We start from the raw sequence: 16,507 nt of genomic DNA, 5'->3' as shown, positions 1-16,507 counted from the left end.
AAAAGCCCCTCAGGTCTTGCGGTAAGAGTTCATGTAACAGAATCTCTTACCCACTCCAGCCTGAGGGGTTTTAAGAAGGCGTTCCTTCCTTATAAATATTGCATAGCAGCCGTGGCGTTAGCCGCGGCTTGTGATCCATTGCGCCGTAATTTCCAGCACCTTTTCACTGCGTCCGATGGCTTCAGCCACTTGTCCGGAAGCTGTGCCACCATAGACGTTACGTGCGTTAACCACCGCTTCCGGTTGGAGCACATCGTAGATGCGGTCGTCGAACAGCGGGGAGAACTGACGGAACTCATCAATGCTCAGATCCAGCAAATACTTGCCGTTCTGGATGCAGTACAGCACCGTTTTACCGATGACTTCATGCGCCTGACGGAAAGGCAAGCCTTCGCCCACGAGGAAGTCTGCAATATCCGTTGCGTTGGAGAAGTCCTGGTTCACCGCTTGGCGCATCCGGTCCTTGTTCACTTTCATCGTTGCAATCATCGGTGCGAACAATTGCAGCGCGCCTTCCAGCGTAGCAACCGTATCGAACATGCCTTCCTTGTCTTCCTGCATGTCTTTGTTGTAAGCCAAAGGAAGAGATTTCAAAACCGTCAGCAAACCGATCAAGTTGCCGTATACACGTCCGGTTTTACCACGAACAAGCTCCGGTACATCCGGGTTCTTTTTCTGCGGCATAATGCTGCTGCCTGTGCAGAACGCATCGTCTAGCTCAACAAAACCAAACTCGGTACTGCTCCACAGCACCAGTTCTTCACTCAGACGGGACAGGTGAGTCATGATCAGGGAAGCAGCTGCCAGGAACTCCACGATAAAGTCACGATCACTAACCGCATCCAGACTGTTCTCGTACACACCGTCGAAGCCGAGCTGCTCGGCCACGAAGTGGCGGTCAATCGGGAATGTTGTTCCTGCAAGTGCACCTGCACCCAGCGGCAGAACGTTAATCCGTTTGTAGCTGTCCATCAGACGCTCTGCATCCCGTTGGAACATGGAGACATACGCCATCAGGTGATGGGCGAACAGAATCGGTTGTGCACGTTGAAGATGGGTATAGCCCGGTACGATTGTATCCAGGTTGTCCTTGGCCTGTCCGATCAACGCCTCCTGCAGCGCATGCAGCATACCGACAAAACCAACTACACGCTCACGCAGGTACAAGTGCATGTCTGTTGCCACCTGGTCATTCCGGCTGCGACCTGTGTGCAATTTGCCACCGACAGGGCCAATGGTTTCGATCAGGTTTTTCTCAATATTCATGTGGATGTCTTCATCTGAAACAGAGAATTCCACTTCGCCTGCACGAATTTTGTGCAGTACTGTAATCAGACCTTCCTTGATCGTTTCCACATCTTCCGCAGGCAAAATGCCGCATTTGCCCAGCATGGTTACATGGGCGAGACTTCCTTGGATATCTTCCTCAGCCAAAGCTTTGTCAAAGTTGATTGATGCCGTGTATTCCTCAACCAGATGATTGGTTTGTTTGGTAAAACGTCCTCCCCACAGCTTGCTCACGGTGAGTTCTCCCCTTTCGTTCATGGACAAAGCCGCCCCTGCCCGATGTGCAAGAACGGCCTGCCCTGTAAAGTGATATTGGTCATGATATGACGCTATTTAAAAGAATTATTTCTTGTTTTGTTCAACGCCGGAATTAACTTTCAGACGCAGGGCGTTCAGGCGGATAAAGCCGGTTGCATCCCCTTGATCATATGCTTGTGTTGGATCAGCTTCCATCGTAGCGATGTCCGGGTTGTACAGGCTGACAGGGCTTTTCACGCCTGCGCCAATGATGTTGCCTTTGTACAGTTTTACACGCACGGTGCCTGTTACGTTCTTCTGGCTTTCGCTTACCAGAGCTTGCAGTGCCAGACGTTCCGGTGCGAACCAGAAGCCATTGTACACGAGTGTGCTGTAACGGGTGATCAGACTATCACGTAGGTTCATGACTTCACGGTCCATCGTGATGGATTCCATTTTACGATGTGCTGTAAACAGGATCGTTCCACCTGGTGTCTCATACACGCCGCGGCTCTTCATGCCGACAAAACGGTTCTCAACCATATCGACACGGCCAATTCCGTGTTTGCCACCCAGCTCGTTCAATTGCTCCATCACTTGCAGCGGGCTCAGACGTTCACCATTCAGTGCTACGCAGTTGCCTTGTTCGAATTCCAGTTCAACGTATTCCGCTTGATCTGGTGCATCTTCCGGTGCGTTGCTGAGCAGGAACATGTCTTTGTTCTCGTCCGTGCTTGGGTCAAACCAAGGATCTTCAAGCACACCGCTCTCATAGCTGATATGCAGCAGGTTACGGTCTGTGGAGTAAGGCTTAGCAGCAGATGCCGTTACCGGAATACCGTGTTTCTCTGCATAAGCAATCATCTCGGCACGTCCCGGGAACTGGTTGCGGAATTCTTCCAAACGCCATGGCGCAATGACTTGAACGTCTGGTGTCAGCGCAGCCGCGTTCAACTCGAAACGAACTTGGTCATTTCCTTTGCCCGTAGCGCCGTGAGCGATCGCAGTAGCACCTTCTGCACGAGCGATGTCAACCATACGTTTAGCAATCAGCGGACGAGCGATACTTGTGCCGAGCAGGTATTGTCCTTCATACAAAGCACCCGCTTGGAACATCGGGTAGATGAAATCTTTCGCGAACTCGTCGCGCAGATCGTCGATATATACTTTGGAAGCGCCGGTAGCGAGTGCTTTTTCTTCCAGGCCGTCCAGCTCATCCTTTTGTCCGATATCTGCAGTAAATGCGATAATCTCTGCATCATAGGTTTCTTTCAACCATTTCAAAATTACAGATGTGTCCAACCCGCCGGAGTAGGCGAGTACGATTTTTTCCTTAGCCATGTTCGTTGGTCCTCCCCAAATTCAATTGCCAATAAGTTAAACAAGCTATGCATCTGCTAAAAACTACGAGCCAGAAAACCCTCCGATCGCTCTTACCCCCAGATTTTTTGATCCCTTCTTAAAGGGTAAAATCCGGGGATAAAGGCAGGTTATGCTTACGAAGTAGCTTTCTTTCAGAAAGCTTTTAACTTCGTTTCTTCAGGTCTTTTCTGTCTCTCCGTTTCTGCGAATGCACCAATTTATCTTATTTTAGAGTATAAATAGATGAATCTATCATCGCTAACCCTGCGCCTAAAATCAACTCATTTAGGCAAACAGCGGCTATTCGCTCATTAACGCGGCCATCAAGGCCTTTTGTGCATGCAGCCGGTTCTCTGCCTGATCAAAGATCAGGGAGTTAGGCCCATCAATTACACCCGCGCTTACTTCTTCTCCGCGGTGTGCCGGCAAACAATGCAGGAACATGTAATCTGGCTTCGCGCCTTTCATCAGTTCCTCATCAACCTGGTACGCAGCAAAAGCCTGCTCACGAACCTTTTGCTCCTCTTCAAAGCCCATGCTTGCCCAGACATCGGTATAAACGATATCCGCATCCTTCACAGCTTCCTGAGCACTGTACGTCACAGTCACTTCAGAACCACTTTCCTTCGCAATGCTGCGCGCCTGCTCTACCACTCCGCTATCCGGCTCATACCCTTTTGGCGTCGCTACAGCAACATGCATTCCCATCTTCGCTGCACCCAGCATGAGAGAGTGAGCCATGTTGTTACCATCACCGACATAAGCCATTTTCAGGCCAGCCAGTTTGCCTTTGTGCTCCAGTACCGTTTGGAAGTCCGCCAGTACTTGGCACGGATGAGCGGCATCGCTCAGGCCGTTAATGACCGGGATATCGGCATGCTCCGCCAATTCAGTTACATTATGGTGTCCAAAGGTACGAATCATGATGCCATCCAGGTAGCGGGACAATACTTTAGCCGTATCGTGGGTTGTTTCCCCGCGACCAAGCTGGATATCGTTTTTGCTCAGGAAGAGTGCGTGTCCACCCAGCTGAAACATGCCTACTTCGAAGGATACACGCGTACGTGTGGATGACTTTTCAAAAATAAGTCCAATCGTTTTGCCTTTCAGCGGTTGATAGGCTACACCGTTTTTTTGCTTGCCTTTGATCTCAATGGCCAAGTCCAGCAAGTAGCGAATCTCTTCGGCTGTGTAATCCGTAAACTCAATAAAGTCACGGCCTCTAAGATCAATCTTCTGGATTTTCTCCGTTTGTTGTGCTGTCATGTGAATGTTGTCCTCCTTATATCCGGTTCCCTGCACCCGCTCGGGCAGAAGAGAGCAGCCGTGGCAGCGCACGCTCAGGCAGCCTATGGCGCTTACTTTAATCTTCCGCAGTTCTCCGCGCGGCTACAGGGATTCATCATCTAGTTCTGCGCCAGGGCCATGAAAGGCCCTAGTACAGCATGCTTTTCATTTTGTCAAAATGGATTGATTAGGCTTTCTTCGCTGCTACGTGCTCTTCAATCAACGTTGCCACCAGGGATACCGCTTCATCGATCTCTTCCTTGCTCACATACAGATTCGGAAGCAGACGAATGACATTCGGCCCTGCGTTGACGAACAAGATACCACGTTTCTGTCCGGCCAAAACGATGTCGCCTACTGGCTCTTCACATTCGATTCCGACCAGAAGCCCCAATCCGCGAACTTCTTTCACAAATGAATTGCCTGCCAAACGCTTCCGCAGAGAGCTCATCAGATAGTCACCCATCTCAGCAGCGCGCTCAGGCAAGCGATCTTCCAACATCGTTTCAATCGTGGCAATCACCACGGACGAAGCTAGTGGCGTACCCCCGAATGTCGTTGCATGGCTGCCCGGCGTAAACGCATCCCGCAGGAAACCTTTACCCAGCATCGCGCCTACCGGGAAACCACTGCCAATCCCTTTGGCTACCGTAAACACATCTGGCTCTATGCCGTAGTGTTCATGTGCAAACAGCTTGCCTGTACGTCCCATTCCGGTCTGTACTTCGTCTACGATTAACAAGAGGCCATGCTCGTCACACAATTTCCGTACATGCTTGATGAATTCCGGTTCGACCGGATATACACCGCCCTCTGCTTGAACCATTTCCAGCATAATCGCTGCTGTTTTAGGGCCAATCGCCGCTTCCAGTGCTGCAATATCATGCAAAGGAACAGTCACGAATCCCGCTGGCAATGGCAAAAATCCTTCTTTCACCTTATCCTGCCCTGTTGCAGTCAGTGTTGCGAGTGTCCGTCCGTGGAAGGACTGGGCAAACGTAATCACTTCATAACGGTCGTTCCCTTTCACCTTCTGGTGATAACGACGTGCGACCTTGATCGCTGCCTCATTGGCTTCCGCGCCACTGTTGCAGAAGAACACCGCATCGGCACATGTATTGGCTGTCAGCAACGCGGCTGCTTTCTCCTGGCCCGGAATCTGGAACAGGTTGGAGACATGCCACAGCTCATCGATCTGAGCTTTCAGCTTGGCTCCCACTTTCTCCGGTGCATGGCCAAGGCTCGTTACAGCGAGTCCGCACATGAAGTCGAGATAACGGTTGCCCTGATCATCCCATAACCAGCTGCCTTTACCCTTGACCAGACTGATTGGATAACGCGCATACGTTTGGAAAAGAGAGCTTTCCGTCTGTGCCGCTGCACCTGTTGCTGCTGCTCCCGCTACTGCTGTGCCAGAACCTGGCTGTTCATTGCCTTTTGCCATCACCTTTCACACTCCTATTCCTTTTTGTAAGTATACCGGTACTCCATATAAGACAAACCAACCTACACAGAGCCACTCCGATTGCAGCACCATCTTCCGATCGCTGTTATCCCCGGATTTTTTTGATCTAATTTTTTTAGAGGTTAACATCCGGGTATAGCCTATGCTTCCGATGTAGCTTTCTTGCAGAAAGCTTTTAAGCGAACGCGTTGCTTCTCCAGATTGGTTCTGCACTCTACGTTCTTGTGTAACGTTGTTATTCAACTTATATAAAATCCGTACAGTATATTAATCTATCCGTTTGCTTGAAATTCACCTTATTGCATGCGGATAATTCGGGTTCCGATCGTTTCGCCCTTCAGCACGCGGCTCAGGATCTGTGGCTCGCTTCCGTCCACGATAATAACCTCACGTACTTTACCATGAATGCAGGCAATCGCTGCGCGTACCTTAGGGATCATGCCGCCGTAGATTTCACCGGTCTGGATCATGTCCTCAATCTCCTGTACAGAGACCGTTGGGAGCACTTTTTTCTCCCCGTTAACGGTCTTCATAATACCAGGTACATCCGTCACAACGATCATCCGGCTTACACCGAGGTGGGAAGCTACCGCACCTGCTGCTGTGTCCGCATTGATATTATACCGTTGTCCGGTTGCATCCACGCCCACTGGCGCAATCACAGGCATGTATCCCATGTTCACAATGCCTTGAATGATTTCTGCTTGAACGCCAGTTACGTCTCCAACCCAGCCGATCTCTGCATGATTTGCCACAGGTTTAGCTTGGATTAAACCACCGTCTACGCCGGACAAGCCCAGCGCATGTCCTCCGACGCGCTCTATCAGGCGTACGATCTGTTTGTTAATGCTCCCGGCCAGCACCATCTCCACGACATCCAGCACGGGTTCCGTTGTTTTGCGGAGTCCATTCACGAACTCGGTTTCAATGCCCAGCTTCGCCAGATTCTCCGATATTGCCGGGCCTCCACCATGCACGATGACGGGCTGAGTTCCCTGGGACTGCAAGTCACGCAAATCCGCAAAAAAGGATTCTGGCAAAGCCGCGAGCGTGCTGCCTCCGCATTTCATGACAAACGTCTGCTTTTCCGTACCTTTTTCCACTCCGGCACTCTCATTTTGCAATGTTGAATTCATGAGGAGCACTCCTTTCGTGTTTTTGTTCTATATAAAAACAAACCTTTACATTTGCCACTCCGATTGCAGCACCATCTTCCGATCGCTGTTATCCCCAGATTTTTTGATCCCTTTTCTAAGGGTAAAATCTGGGGATAGCCTATGCTTCCGATGTAGCTTTCTTGCAGAAAGCTTTGGGGCGAGCGCTTCGCTTCTACAGATTGGTCCTGCCCTCTCCGTTAACATGTAAAATTGCACTTGTTAATATTGAATAACACAAGATAGTTTAAAGATAGTTTATTAAGTGCGGTATGCCGCGTTGATTCGTACGTAATCGTATGTCAGGTCACAGCCCCATGCTGTTGCCGTTCCTTCGCCGTGGTGCAGATCCACCACAATGCGAACCGTATCAGTTTGCAAGTAAGCTAGTGCAGCCTCTTCGTCAAATACAACTGGACGGGACTGCTCAAGTACCGAGATATCTCCCAAACGGATATCCACGGTGTCCGGGTTCACCGGCTGTCCTGCACGCCCTACGGCTGCAATAATCCGTCCCCAGTTCGCATCCGCACCGAACATCGCTGACTTCACTAGGCTGGAGCCGATAACCGTTTTGGCAATGGCCTGTGCCGATTCATCACTCACTCCACCCGTAACCTGCACCTCGACCAGCTTCGTTGCCCCTTCACCATCACGTGCAATCGCTTTGGCCAGCACTTCACACACATAAGTGAATCCTGCAGCAAAAGCTTCCCAGTCCGGATGGTCCGTGGTCAATTCTTCGTTCCCCGCCATCCCACTGGACATTGCAACCAGCATGTCGTTCGTGCTCGTATCTCCATCTACGGTGATCATGTTAAACGTATGGTTGGTTGCCTGACGCAGTAGACGCTGCAAGGCCTCTGCACCAATGACTGCATCACTCGTCATAAATGCGAGCATCGTCGCCATGTTGGGATGAATCATGCCAGATCCCTTGGCTGCACCTGCAATCGTAACGTTCTTGCCGTTTACAACGACAGATACGCAGGCTTCCTTTTTCACCAAGTCGGTCGTCAGGATCGCTTGAGAAAATTGTTCCGCTTCATGTGCATTCTGCCCCAAACTTCCCGGCAAAGCACTGATGCCCGAATGTACTGCGTCCATTTTCAACAACTCACCGATCACACCAGTCGATGCCACTGCAACATCCTCTTCAGCTACGCCAAGTTCACGTGCTGCTGCCGAACGCATCGCATACGCATCCTTTTCGCCCTGCTGCCCAGTACAAGCATTGGCATTACCACTATTAACAACAACGGCCTGAAGGCGTCCATTGCTCAAGCTCTCGCGAGTTACCTTCAGCGGTGCAGCCTGGAATACGTTCGTCGTATACACGGCCGCTGCCGTGGCTGGCACTTCACAACGGATCGCTCCGAGATCGTTGCGTGATGTTTTTTTCAAACCGCAATGAAGTCCGCCAGCAGCGAACCCGCGCGGGGTTACAATCGTTCCGTTTTCCACTACGGTGTAAGCCTGTTGCTTCACATTTGTTCCCATATGTTATCCCCCGTGTGCGTTCGGCTGCATGCCGATTAACCGCTTGCTAATCCCGAATCCGATGGTCTCCTGAATGGCTCCGGAAGTGCATCTGCCTGCGCTCCCGATCCCTTTCCTTACGGATATACCGGCGTCATGTTCAGCCCGAGGTTTTCCTCCCATCCCATCATCAGGTTCATATTTTGAATCGCTTGCCCGGAAGCACCCTTCACCAGGTTGTCGATGACCGATATGATTGTTAAACGTCCGGTTCTTGGATCAACTGCAAATCCAATATCACAATAATTGGACCCTTGCACTTCTTTGGTCGATGGCCAAATTCCCGGTTCACGTACCCTCACAAAAGGTCGATCCTCATAATACTTGCGGTACAGGTCCACCAGGTCCCGATCACTGTGATCTCCCACCAGGCTGGCATACATCGTACTCATGATCCCACGTGTCATTGGAACCAGCTGCGTCGTAAACGTCACCGTTACCGGACTTCCGGTAATGTTGCCGAGCACTTGCTCAATCTCAGGTATATGTTGATGCTTGTTGAGTTTATAGGCTTTAAAATTCTCGTTCATCTCTGCATAATGGTATGCCAGAGCCGTTCCCCGTCCAGCACCGGATACGCCGGATTTGGCATCAATGATAATCGTGGATGGATCGATCCATCCTGCTTCCACTGCAGGAATAAGTCCAAGAAGGGTAGCTGTAGGATAACAGCCCGGGTTGGAAATAAAGTTTTTGCCTTTTACTTCATCCCCGTACACTTCGGCCATCCCGTATACAGCCTGTTCCAGCAAATCACTCGGCGGAGCCGGGTGTTTATACCACTGTTCATACACGGCTCCATCCTTCAATCTGAAGTCCCCAGACAGATCGATTACCTTCAGCCCTGCTTCGAGCAGGCTTGGAACGAGCTTTGCGCTTACTCCGGATGGGGTAGCTGTGAATACCAGATCTGCACGTTCTGCAATCTCAGCCGGAACTACGCCATCCAGTGGCCTGCGAATCACATCCGTCAAATGCGGAAATCCGTCTGCAATAGACTCGCCGCTGCTGGATGAAGAGATCACCGAAGTGATTTCAACCTGTGGATGGTTCTGAAAAAAACGAATCAGCTCCACCCCGCCGTAGCCGGTGGAACCGACAATTGCCACTCTCAATTTGTTACTCACTCTCGCTCCCCCAATCCTGTTGTATGCGATATATATACGATGCTCACGCCCTCAAACGGCCCTCACACGGTAATTCCGTCGCTTCTATGCATATTTGTGTATTATTATACGACTCTAGTTATATAAATACAACACTCTACCATCAATTTCACATGGATTCTTATCAAATCCGAACATATCTTTCCAATATCTGCGGACGAACCCGAATACTTCTGCTAAAATACGTTTTATAGGAAACATTACATACCAAGGTCTTATTCATAACAAATTCTACACGAGGAAGGGTTTATGAATGGATTCACGTTGGTCATTACGAGACATGGGGGACTACAGTGCATATCGAATCCATTTTACTTATGGTACTCCTAGGCCTGAATATTATCTTCGCTGCAGCAGTTGTGTTCTTCGAACGCAAGGATGCCAGTGCATCCTGGGCTTGGCTGCTTGTATTGAACTTTATTCCTGTGCTTGGGTTTGTACTTTATCTACTAACAGGTCAGAATCTGACCCGCTACCGGCTGTTCCAATGGAAAGAGAGAAAGAAGCTTGGTCTGGAGGAACGTATCGCTGCACAGCTCGAACAGCTGCATGATAATCGGACGCCATTCAACAACAGAGCCACCGAAAGCAGCCAGGACATGATCTATATGAATCTGAAACAGAACGGCGCTCTCCTTACGGAAGACAATGCTGTAGAGATCATCACGGATGGAACAGACAAATTCCAGCGTTTACTCGATGATATCGAAGCAGCGCAGGATCATGTTCACGTGCAATATTACATTTACCGGGGCGACCGGCTGGGTAAACGCATTCGGGATGCTCTGATCCGCAAAGCGCGGGAAGGCATCAAGGTTCGTCTGCTGTACGATGCGCTCGGTTCGCGGCGGGTGTCGAATCGCTTTTTCAAAGAATTGCGCGAAGCAGGCGGTTTGGTGGAAGTCTTTTTCCCATCGAAATTTAGCCTGATCAACCTGCGCATGAATTACCGCAACCACCGTAAAATTGTCATCATTGATGGTAACCTCGGTTATACCGGCGGATTTAATGTGGGTGATGAATACCTAGGGTTGAATTCCAAATTCGGTTATTGGCGTGATACTCATCTGCGGATTCAAGGCAATGCTGTTCATGCGCTTCAGACGCGCTTCCTTCTCGATTGGAATGAGGCATCCAAGCAGCATGACACCCCTTATGTTCCTGAACATTTCCCGCATATTGAGGGTACAGGAACGACGGCAATGCAAATTGTTTCCAGCGGACCGGATGCAGAGACGGAGCACATCAAGAACAGTTATCTGAAGATGATTAATGGAGCCAAGCATTCGATCATGATTCAGACGCCTTACTTTATCCCGGATGCCAGTGTATTCGAAGCCATACGTCTCGCGTGCCTGTCAGGTATCGATGTGCGCATCATGATTCCCAATAAACCGGATCACGCCTTCGTATATTGGGCTACGCTGTCTTACATTGGTGAGCTGTTAAAAGTCGGAGCAAAAGTATTTATATACGATAACGGCTTTATCCATGCCAAAACGCTCATTATTGACAGCATGGTCGCATCGGTAGGTACCGCCAATATTGATTACCGCAGTTTCCGCCTGAATTTTGAGGTGAATGCCTTTATGTATGATGAGGTCATTGCCACGGCATTGGTCGATACCTTCGAGCATGACCTTAAGGTATCCCGTGAAATGACGCAGGAGGAGTACAACAAGCGTAGCCTGAAGATTCGTTTCAAAGAAGCGATCTCCCGCTTGCTTTCTCCAATCTTGTAACAGGGTAATTCAAAACGTAAAAAGCAGGGACATCCTCCGCCAAAATGGCTTGAATGGACATCCCTGCTTTTTTTATTTTATAGCGAAACTTTAACAGGCACTGTAATTATGCCTCGTCTCGCTTAAAGCCTTCGCCGAGCACTTCGTGCGCATTACTGATGATGACAAAAGCCTGCGGGTCCACGGACCGGATCAGTGCTTTCAGTCTCGGCACCTCATTTTGCCCAACCACTACCATCAATACGGTACGCTGGTCGTCCGTGTAACCACCCTTCGCCTCCAGCTTCGTTAACCCACGATCCAGATCGGCAAGGATGACTTTGGTGATCGGCTCCGTCTTGTTGGAGATAATATATGCAACCTTCGAGTAGCCAAGTCCCATCTCCACGGCATCAATGACTTTACCAGTAACGTATAGCCCGATCAGTGCATAAAGTGACTGTTCCAACGACAATACAAACGCGGCCATAATAATAACGGTAGCATCCATGATCACGACGCAAAGTGAGTAACTAAGCCCACTGTATTTCTGTACGATTCTGGCGAGGATACTCATCCCACCTGTTGAACCTCTTCCACGGTATACAATACCGATGCCGAGCCCCACACCGATACCTCCATATAGAGATCCGAGCAAAGGATTCGTCGTGGGAATGGCCCAGTCTTTCGTCAAATAAACAAACAGGGGCAGTACAATACTGCCGAGCACCGAACGGATCCCGTACTGTTTCCCAATAAGCAGAAAGCCTGCGATGAGGAGTGGAATATTAATGGCCCACTGCGTATATGCGGGTTCAAGGCCCAGCCATTCCTTTCCGAGAATAGACAGCCCGGATACTCCACCTGAAGCGATCTGATTAGGTAATAAAAATAAGTTAAAGGCTACCGCAATGAGAAACGAACCAATAATAATGGATGCCGTATCCACTACGTTTCTCCAGGGTCCGTTCAGAGGGATAAGGGTGGCTAACCTCTTTTTGCGGTTTGGAACGAAATGCTGATGCTCTTGCATGGTTGTCGTGCTCTCCTTTTATATGACTGATATGTTGCTGTGTTCTCTTCCCTATTTGGGCTCAAAAAAAAGCCCCTGTATACACCAGCATACGCCTACACGTATCCGGTCCATACAGGAACTTTGATTACTCGGTTTCTACTTTAATCTGGCTGCGCAAATAACCGTCGATGAATGCATCGAGGTCGCCGTCCATGACTGCACCTGTATTCCCTGTCTCTACGCTCGTACGGTGATCCTTTACCATACTATAGGGATGGAATACATAGGAGCGAATCTGGCTTCCCCATGAAATATCCGACTGATCGCCTCGGATTTCATCCAGCTGTTGTTTCTGCTCTTCAATTTTACGCTCATACAATTTGGAACGAAGCATCGTCATCGCGCGCTCACGGTTCTTGATCTGTGAACGTTCGTTCTGACACGTTACTACGACTCCGGTAGGAATGTGTGTGATCCGTACGGCAGAGTCGGTGGTATTGATGTGCTGTCCACCCGCACCACTCGCACGGTACGTATCAATCTTCAGATCCTCTGTCCGAATGTCTACTTCAATCGTATCGTCGATCTCTGGAACAACATCACAAGATACGAAGGATGTGTGTCTACGGCCCGAAGAGTCAAAAGGAGAGATCCGCACCAATCGATGAACACCCTTCTCCGCTTTCAGATAACCGTAAGCATTATGTCCCTTGATGGACAATGTAACGCTCTTAATCCCGGCTTCATCGCCTGGCAGATAATCGAGCACCTCTACCTTGAAGCCGCGTTTCTCGGCCCAGCGAGTGTACATCCGGAGCAGCATTTGTCCCCAGTCCTGTGACTCGGTACCGCCCGCACCCGGGTGAAGCTCAAGAATGGCATTCATTTTATCATACGGTTGATTCAGCAGAAGCTGAAGTTCAAACTCTTCCAACTTGCTCACGATTGCCGTAACACTGCTGGCAACCTCGGCAGCCAGATCTTCGTCGCCTTCTTCATCAGCCAGTTCAACCATCATTAGGGCATCGTCATAGTCCTGCTGGAGTTTGGCGTATTGATCAACCGATCCCTTCACCGCATTCATCTCGGCAATGACCGATTGTGCCTTCTCATTATCATCCCAGAAATCGGGAGCCGACATCTTTTCTTCAAAGTTCTCAATCATTTCCTGCTTGAGATCTAAGTCAAAGAGACCCCCTAAGGTTTGTTAGTTTCTTGCCTATTTCACGCAGGTCCTGCTTCACGCTTGGATCAATCATGTGCAATTCCTCTTTTCATTAAGATAAGCTCCCCGCAAACCGGGCACTTCTCCAGATCGGGTGTCAGATGCTTCACCTCGGTGTCCAGATTACCATTATAGCGGCAATTCTCTTCACCTGGATTATGGCTGCATAGTTATAACTATGCACCAATCAACGGTTATGCATCCTTCATTTGATCATTTGAAATGCCCGGCTGCAAGGAGCCGTTCATGTATTCTATAGGGTGTAAACGAATATCGTTTAACTATTCTTGGCCGTGGCAGTGTTTATACTTTTTGCCGCTACCGCATGGACAAGGATCGTTGCGGCCGATCTGGTCGGAGACTTTTACCGGACGCTTCTCAGCAGGTTCTCCGCTAGTCGAGATCTGGCTCTCTTCCACTACCGCTTGACGTTCCTGATTGCTCTCAATTTGAGCTCTCATCACATAAGTTGCTACCTCTTCCTGAATCGAAGCAATCATCTGATGGAACATTTCGAAGCCTTCAAATTGGTACTCACGCAGTGGATCTGTACCGCCGTATGCACGAAGGTGGATACCTTGACGCAGTTGATCCATCGCATCGATGTGATCCATCCATTTGCTGTCGACTGCACGAAGCACAACGACTTTCTCAAACTCACGAACCATCTCTTCACCGATACGCTCTTCACGTGCATTGTACTTCTTCTGCACTTTATCAAACAGGTACTCGATGATCTCTTCGGCTTCCTTGCCCCACAGATCGTCTTTGGTAATCGAACCATCGTCCAGCAATTTGCTGTTCATGTAGTCCGCCACTTCCTGCAGTTCCCAGTTCTCTGGAATATCGTCACTGCAGTGTGCTTCAACAATGCGTTCAATGGAAGGTTTGATCATATCCATAACGATCTGTTTAATATTTTCGGATTCAAGCACTTCGCGGCGCTGTTTATAAATAATTTCACGCTGTTGGTTCATGACATCATCGTATTGAAGAACGACTTTACGTACGTCAAAGTTATTTCCTTCTACACGTTTCTGTGCGGACTCAACTGCACGGGTGATCATGCGGCTCTCAATCGGTTGGTCCTCTTCAAAGCCAAGACGCTCCATCATGTTCAATACATTATCTGCACCGAAACGTCTCATCAGCTCATCGCCAAGTGACAGATAGAACTGTGTAGAACCCGGGTCACCCTGACGCCCTGCACGTCCGCGCAGCTGGTTATCAATCCGGCGTGATTCGTGACGCTCTGTACCGATGATATGAAGACCGCCGACTTCGGCTACGCCTTCACCCAAAATAATATCCGTACCCCGTCCAGCCATGTTGGTTGCGATCGTAACCGCACCTGCTTGACCAGCTCCAGAGATAATTTCTGCTTCTTCCGCATGGTACTTGGCATTCAGTACCTGGTGTTTGACACCACGGCGTTTCAGCATATCGGAGAGACGCTCGGAGTTCTCGATCGATACTGTACCGACCAAAACCGGCTGGTTTTTGCTGTGGCGTTCTACGATCTCTTCAACTACAGCTTTGAACTTGCCATCGATGCTCTTATAAACGACATCTGCCATGTCATTCCGTTTGTTCGGACGGTTGGTAGGAATCTGCAATACTTCGAGGCCGTAGATTTTCTTAAACTCTTCTTCCTCGGTTTTCGCTGTACCCGTCATCCCCGCAAGCTTGCGGTACATCCGGAAGTAGTTCTGGAATGTGATTGTAGCGAGCGTCATGCTCTCGTTCTGTACCTCGATGCCTTCTTTCGCTTCAATCGCCTGGTGCAACCCGTCACTATAACGACGACCAGCCATCAGACGACCTGTGAACTCATCGACGATCATGACTTCTTCTTCGCTGACTACGTAGTCGACGTCACGACGCATGATTACGTTCGCTTTCAGTGCCTGTACGATGTGATGGTTAAGCGTAACATTGGCGTGATCATACAAGTTCTCAATGCCAAATGCCTTCTCTGCCTTAGCCACACCGCCTTCAGTGAGGGCAACGGATTTCACTTTGATATCTACTGTAAAGTCATCTTCCGGCGTCAGACGTTTCACGAAACGGTCTGCTGCATAGTACAAGTCCGTAGACTTCTGAGCTTGTCCGGAAATGATCAGAGGCGTACGTGCCTCATCGACCAGGATCGAATCCACCTCGTCAATGATACAGAAGAACAGTGGACGTTGTACCATTTGCTCTTTGTAGAGCACCATGTTGTCACGCAGATAGTCGAATCCGAATTCATTGTTCGTTCCGTACGTAATATCACAAGCATATGCATGCTGTTTCAGCGCATGGTCCATGCCGCTCAGGTTAACCCCTACCGTCATGCCAAGGAATTCGTAGATCTGTCCCATTTCCTGGCTGTCACGCTGTGCCAAATAGTCATTGACGGTAACGACGTGTACCCCTTTGGACATCAATGCATTCAGGTAAACCGGGAGAGTTCCCACGAGGGTTTTACCTTCACCCGTTTTCATCTCGGAGATGCGGCCCTCATGCAGAGCAATACCACCCAGCATCTGTACGTCATAGTGACGTTTGCCCAGAACCCGGCGGGATGCTTCACGTACCGTTGCGAATGCTTCCGGCAGAAGCTCGTCCGTTGTTTCCCCTTTTTCGATACGGGCACGGAATTCCTCGGTTTTGGATTTCAGTTGCTCATCAGACAATGCCTGAAATTGTGGTTCCAGTTTATTGATCACATCGACCGTCTTCATCAGACGTTTAACATCACGTTCGTTCATGTCGCCGAAGATCTTTTTGACAAGTCCTAGCATGGTATACCCCTTTCGTGCAAAACAGAATAGACCCCCTGCTGCCGCCATGCGACACCATCGGATGGATACGTGCATCCACTTGCCCGGGGGTGACAAACGATATAAAACATTAATATAGATGAATCAACTCCAGGCTTGACCAGGGTTACTCATGAAGCTGATTCGATATTCACGGACTCGCTCCTTGCATAATAAGGGCAATTCCAAACCTTACGAATCATGTTCATGGTGCTGTGCCTGTCATTGATTATGATTAGCGATCA

11 protein-coding genes are annotated in these 16,507 nt (G+C 49.5%); 1 reads left to right on the top strand and 10 read right to left on the bottom strand.

What is annotated here, in order from left to right; genetic code table 11:
* Positions 1-117: 117 nt before the first annotated feature.
* From argH to argC, 7 genes are all read right to left on the bottom strand, one after another.
* A complete protein-coding gene (argH, locus tag ABIC22_RS12545; protein ID WP_127541049.1) occupies positions 118-1,521 on the bottom strand; it encodes an argininosuccinate lyase in 1,404 nt (467 codons plus the stop codon).
* 108 nt (positions 1,522-1,629) lie between these two features.
* Positions 1,630-2,865, bottom strand: coding sequence for an argininosuccinate synthase (locus ABIC22_RS12540; protein ID WP_095291411.1), 1,236 nt, complete (start codon positions 2,863-2,865; stop codon positions 1,630-1,632).
* 321 nt (positions 2,866-3,186) lie between these two features.
* Positions 3,187-4,152, bottom strand: a complete 966-nt coding sequence (gene argF, locus ABIC22_RS12535; protein WP_354481164.1) for an ornithine carbamoyltransferase — start codon at positions 4,150-4,152, stop codon at positions 3,187-3,189.
* A 208-nt stretch (positions 4,153-4,360) separates the two neighbouring features.
* The gene (locus tag ABIC22_RS12530; RefSeq protein ID WP_354481162.1) at positions 4,361-5,617 is read right to left on the bottom strand and encodes an aspartate aminotransferase family protein; all 1,257 of its coding nucleotides are present in this window, start codon (positions 5,615-5,617) and stop codon (positions 4,361-4,363) included.
* Positions 5,618-5,934: 317 nt separating this feature from the next.
* Positions 5,935-6,774 (bottom strand): acetylglutamate kinase, encoded by an 840-nt coding sequence (gene argB, locus ABIC22_RS12525; RefSeq protein ID WP_354481160.1) that lies wholly within the window; start codon positions 6,772-6,774, stop codon positions 5,935-5,937.
* Between the two features lie 279 nt (positions 6,775-7,053).
* Positions 7,054-8,292: a bifunctional glutamate N-acetyltransferase/amino-acid acetyltransferase ArgJ gene (argJ, locus tag ABIC22_RS12520; protein WP_483312543.1), complete on the bottom strand. Its 1,239-nt coding sequence runs from the start codon at positions 8,290-8,292 to the stop codon at positions 7,054-7,056.
* 116 nt (positions 8,293-8,408) lie between these two features.
* Positions 8,409-9,458 carry an N-acetyl-gamma-glutamyl-phosphate reductase gene (gene argC / locus ABIC22_RS12515; RefSeq protein ID WP_354481158.1) on the bottom strand — a complete coding sequence of 350 codons (1,050 nt, stop codon included), beginning with the start codon at positions 9,456-9,458 and terminating at the stop codon, positions 8,409-8,411.
* A gap of 332 nt (positions 9,459-9,790) precedes the next feature.
* Between argC and cls the strand changes: the two genes are divergently transcribed.
* The gene (cls, locus tag ABIC22_RS12510; RefSeq protein WP_127541012.1) at positions 9,791-11,239 is read left to right on the top strand and encodes a cardiolipin synthase; all 1,449 of its coding nucleotides are present in this window, start codon (positions 9,791-9,793) and stop codon (positions 11,237-11,239) included.
* 106 nt (positions 11,240-11,345) lie between these two features.
* On the opposite strand, the gene ABIC22_RS12505 is transcribed toward cls, so the two are convergent.
* The 3 genes from ABIC22_RS12505 to secA all read right to left on the bottom strand — a co-directional run bounded on the left by ABIC22_RS12505 (position 11,346) and on the right by secA (position 16,244).
* Entirely contained in the window at positions 11,346-12,251 is a 906-nt protein-coding gene (locus ABIC22_RS12505; protein WP_095359914.1) for a YitT family protein, read from the bottom strand.
* Positions 12,252-12,378: 127 nt separating this feature from the next.
* Positions 12,379-13,492, bottom strand: a protein-coding gene (gene prfB / locus ABIC22_RS12500; protein ID WP_354481156.1) for a peptide chain release factor 2 whose coding sequence is annotated in 2 segments (ribosomal slippage) — positions 12,379-13,419 and positions 13,421-13,492 — 1,113 coding nt in all. Because the reading frame shifts where the segments join, the coding sequence is not laid out codon by codon here.
* 247 nt (positions 13,493-13,739) lie between these two features.
* The gene (gene secA / locus ABIC22_RS12495) at positions 13,740-16,244 is read right to left on the bottom strand and encodes a preprotein translocase subunit SecA (protein ID WP_354481154.1); all 2,505 of its coding nucleotides are present in this window, start codon (positions 16,242-16,244) and stop codon (positions 13,740-13,742) included.
* Positions 16,245-16,507: the final 263 nt, after the last annotated feature.

It is taken from the genome of Paenibacillus sp. PvP094 (assembly GCF_040546835.1).
GTDB classification, from domain to species: domain Bacteria; phylum Bacillota; class Bacilli; order Paenibacillales; family Paenibacillaceae; genus Paenibacillus; species Paenibacillus illinoisensis.
The sequence above is the reverse complement of the archived record's forward strand: the minus strand, read 5'-3'. Positions and strand labels throughout refer to the sequence as shown.

Bases quoted from the DNA above. Each gene is read 5' to 3' on its own strand.
- ABIC22_RS12530 (WP_354481162.1), bottom strand. From the start codon at position 5,617: ATGGCAAAAGGCAATGAACAGCCAGGTTCTGGCACAGCAGTAGCGGGA.
- secA (WP_354481154.1), bottom strand. From the start codon at position 16,244: ATGCTAGGACTTGTCAAAAAGATCTTCGGCGACATGAACGAACGTGAT.
- argB (WP_354481160.1), bottom strand. From the start codon at position 6,774: ATGAATTCAACATTGCAAAATGAGAGTGCCGGAGTGGAAAAAGGTACG.
- ABIC22_RS12540 (WP_095291411.1), bottom strand. From the start codon at position 2,865: ATGGCTAAGGAAAAAATCGTACTCGCCTACTCCGGCGGGTTGGACACA.
- ABIC22_RS12505 (WP_095359914.1), bottom strand. From the start codon at position 12,251: ATGCAAGAGCATCAGCATTTCGTTCCAAACCGCAAAAAGAGGTTAGCC.
- argF (WP_354481164.1), bottom strand. From the start codon at position 4,152: ATGACAGCACAACAAACGGAGAAAATCCAGAAGATTGATCTTAGAGGC.
- argJ (WP_483312543.1), bottom strand. From the start codon at position 8,292: ATGGGAACAAATGTGAAGCAACAGGCTTACACCGTAGTGGAAAACGGA.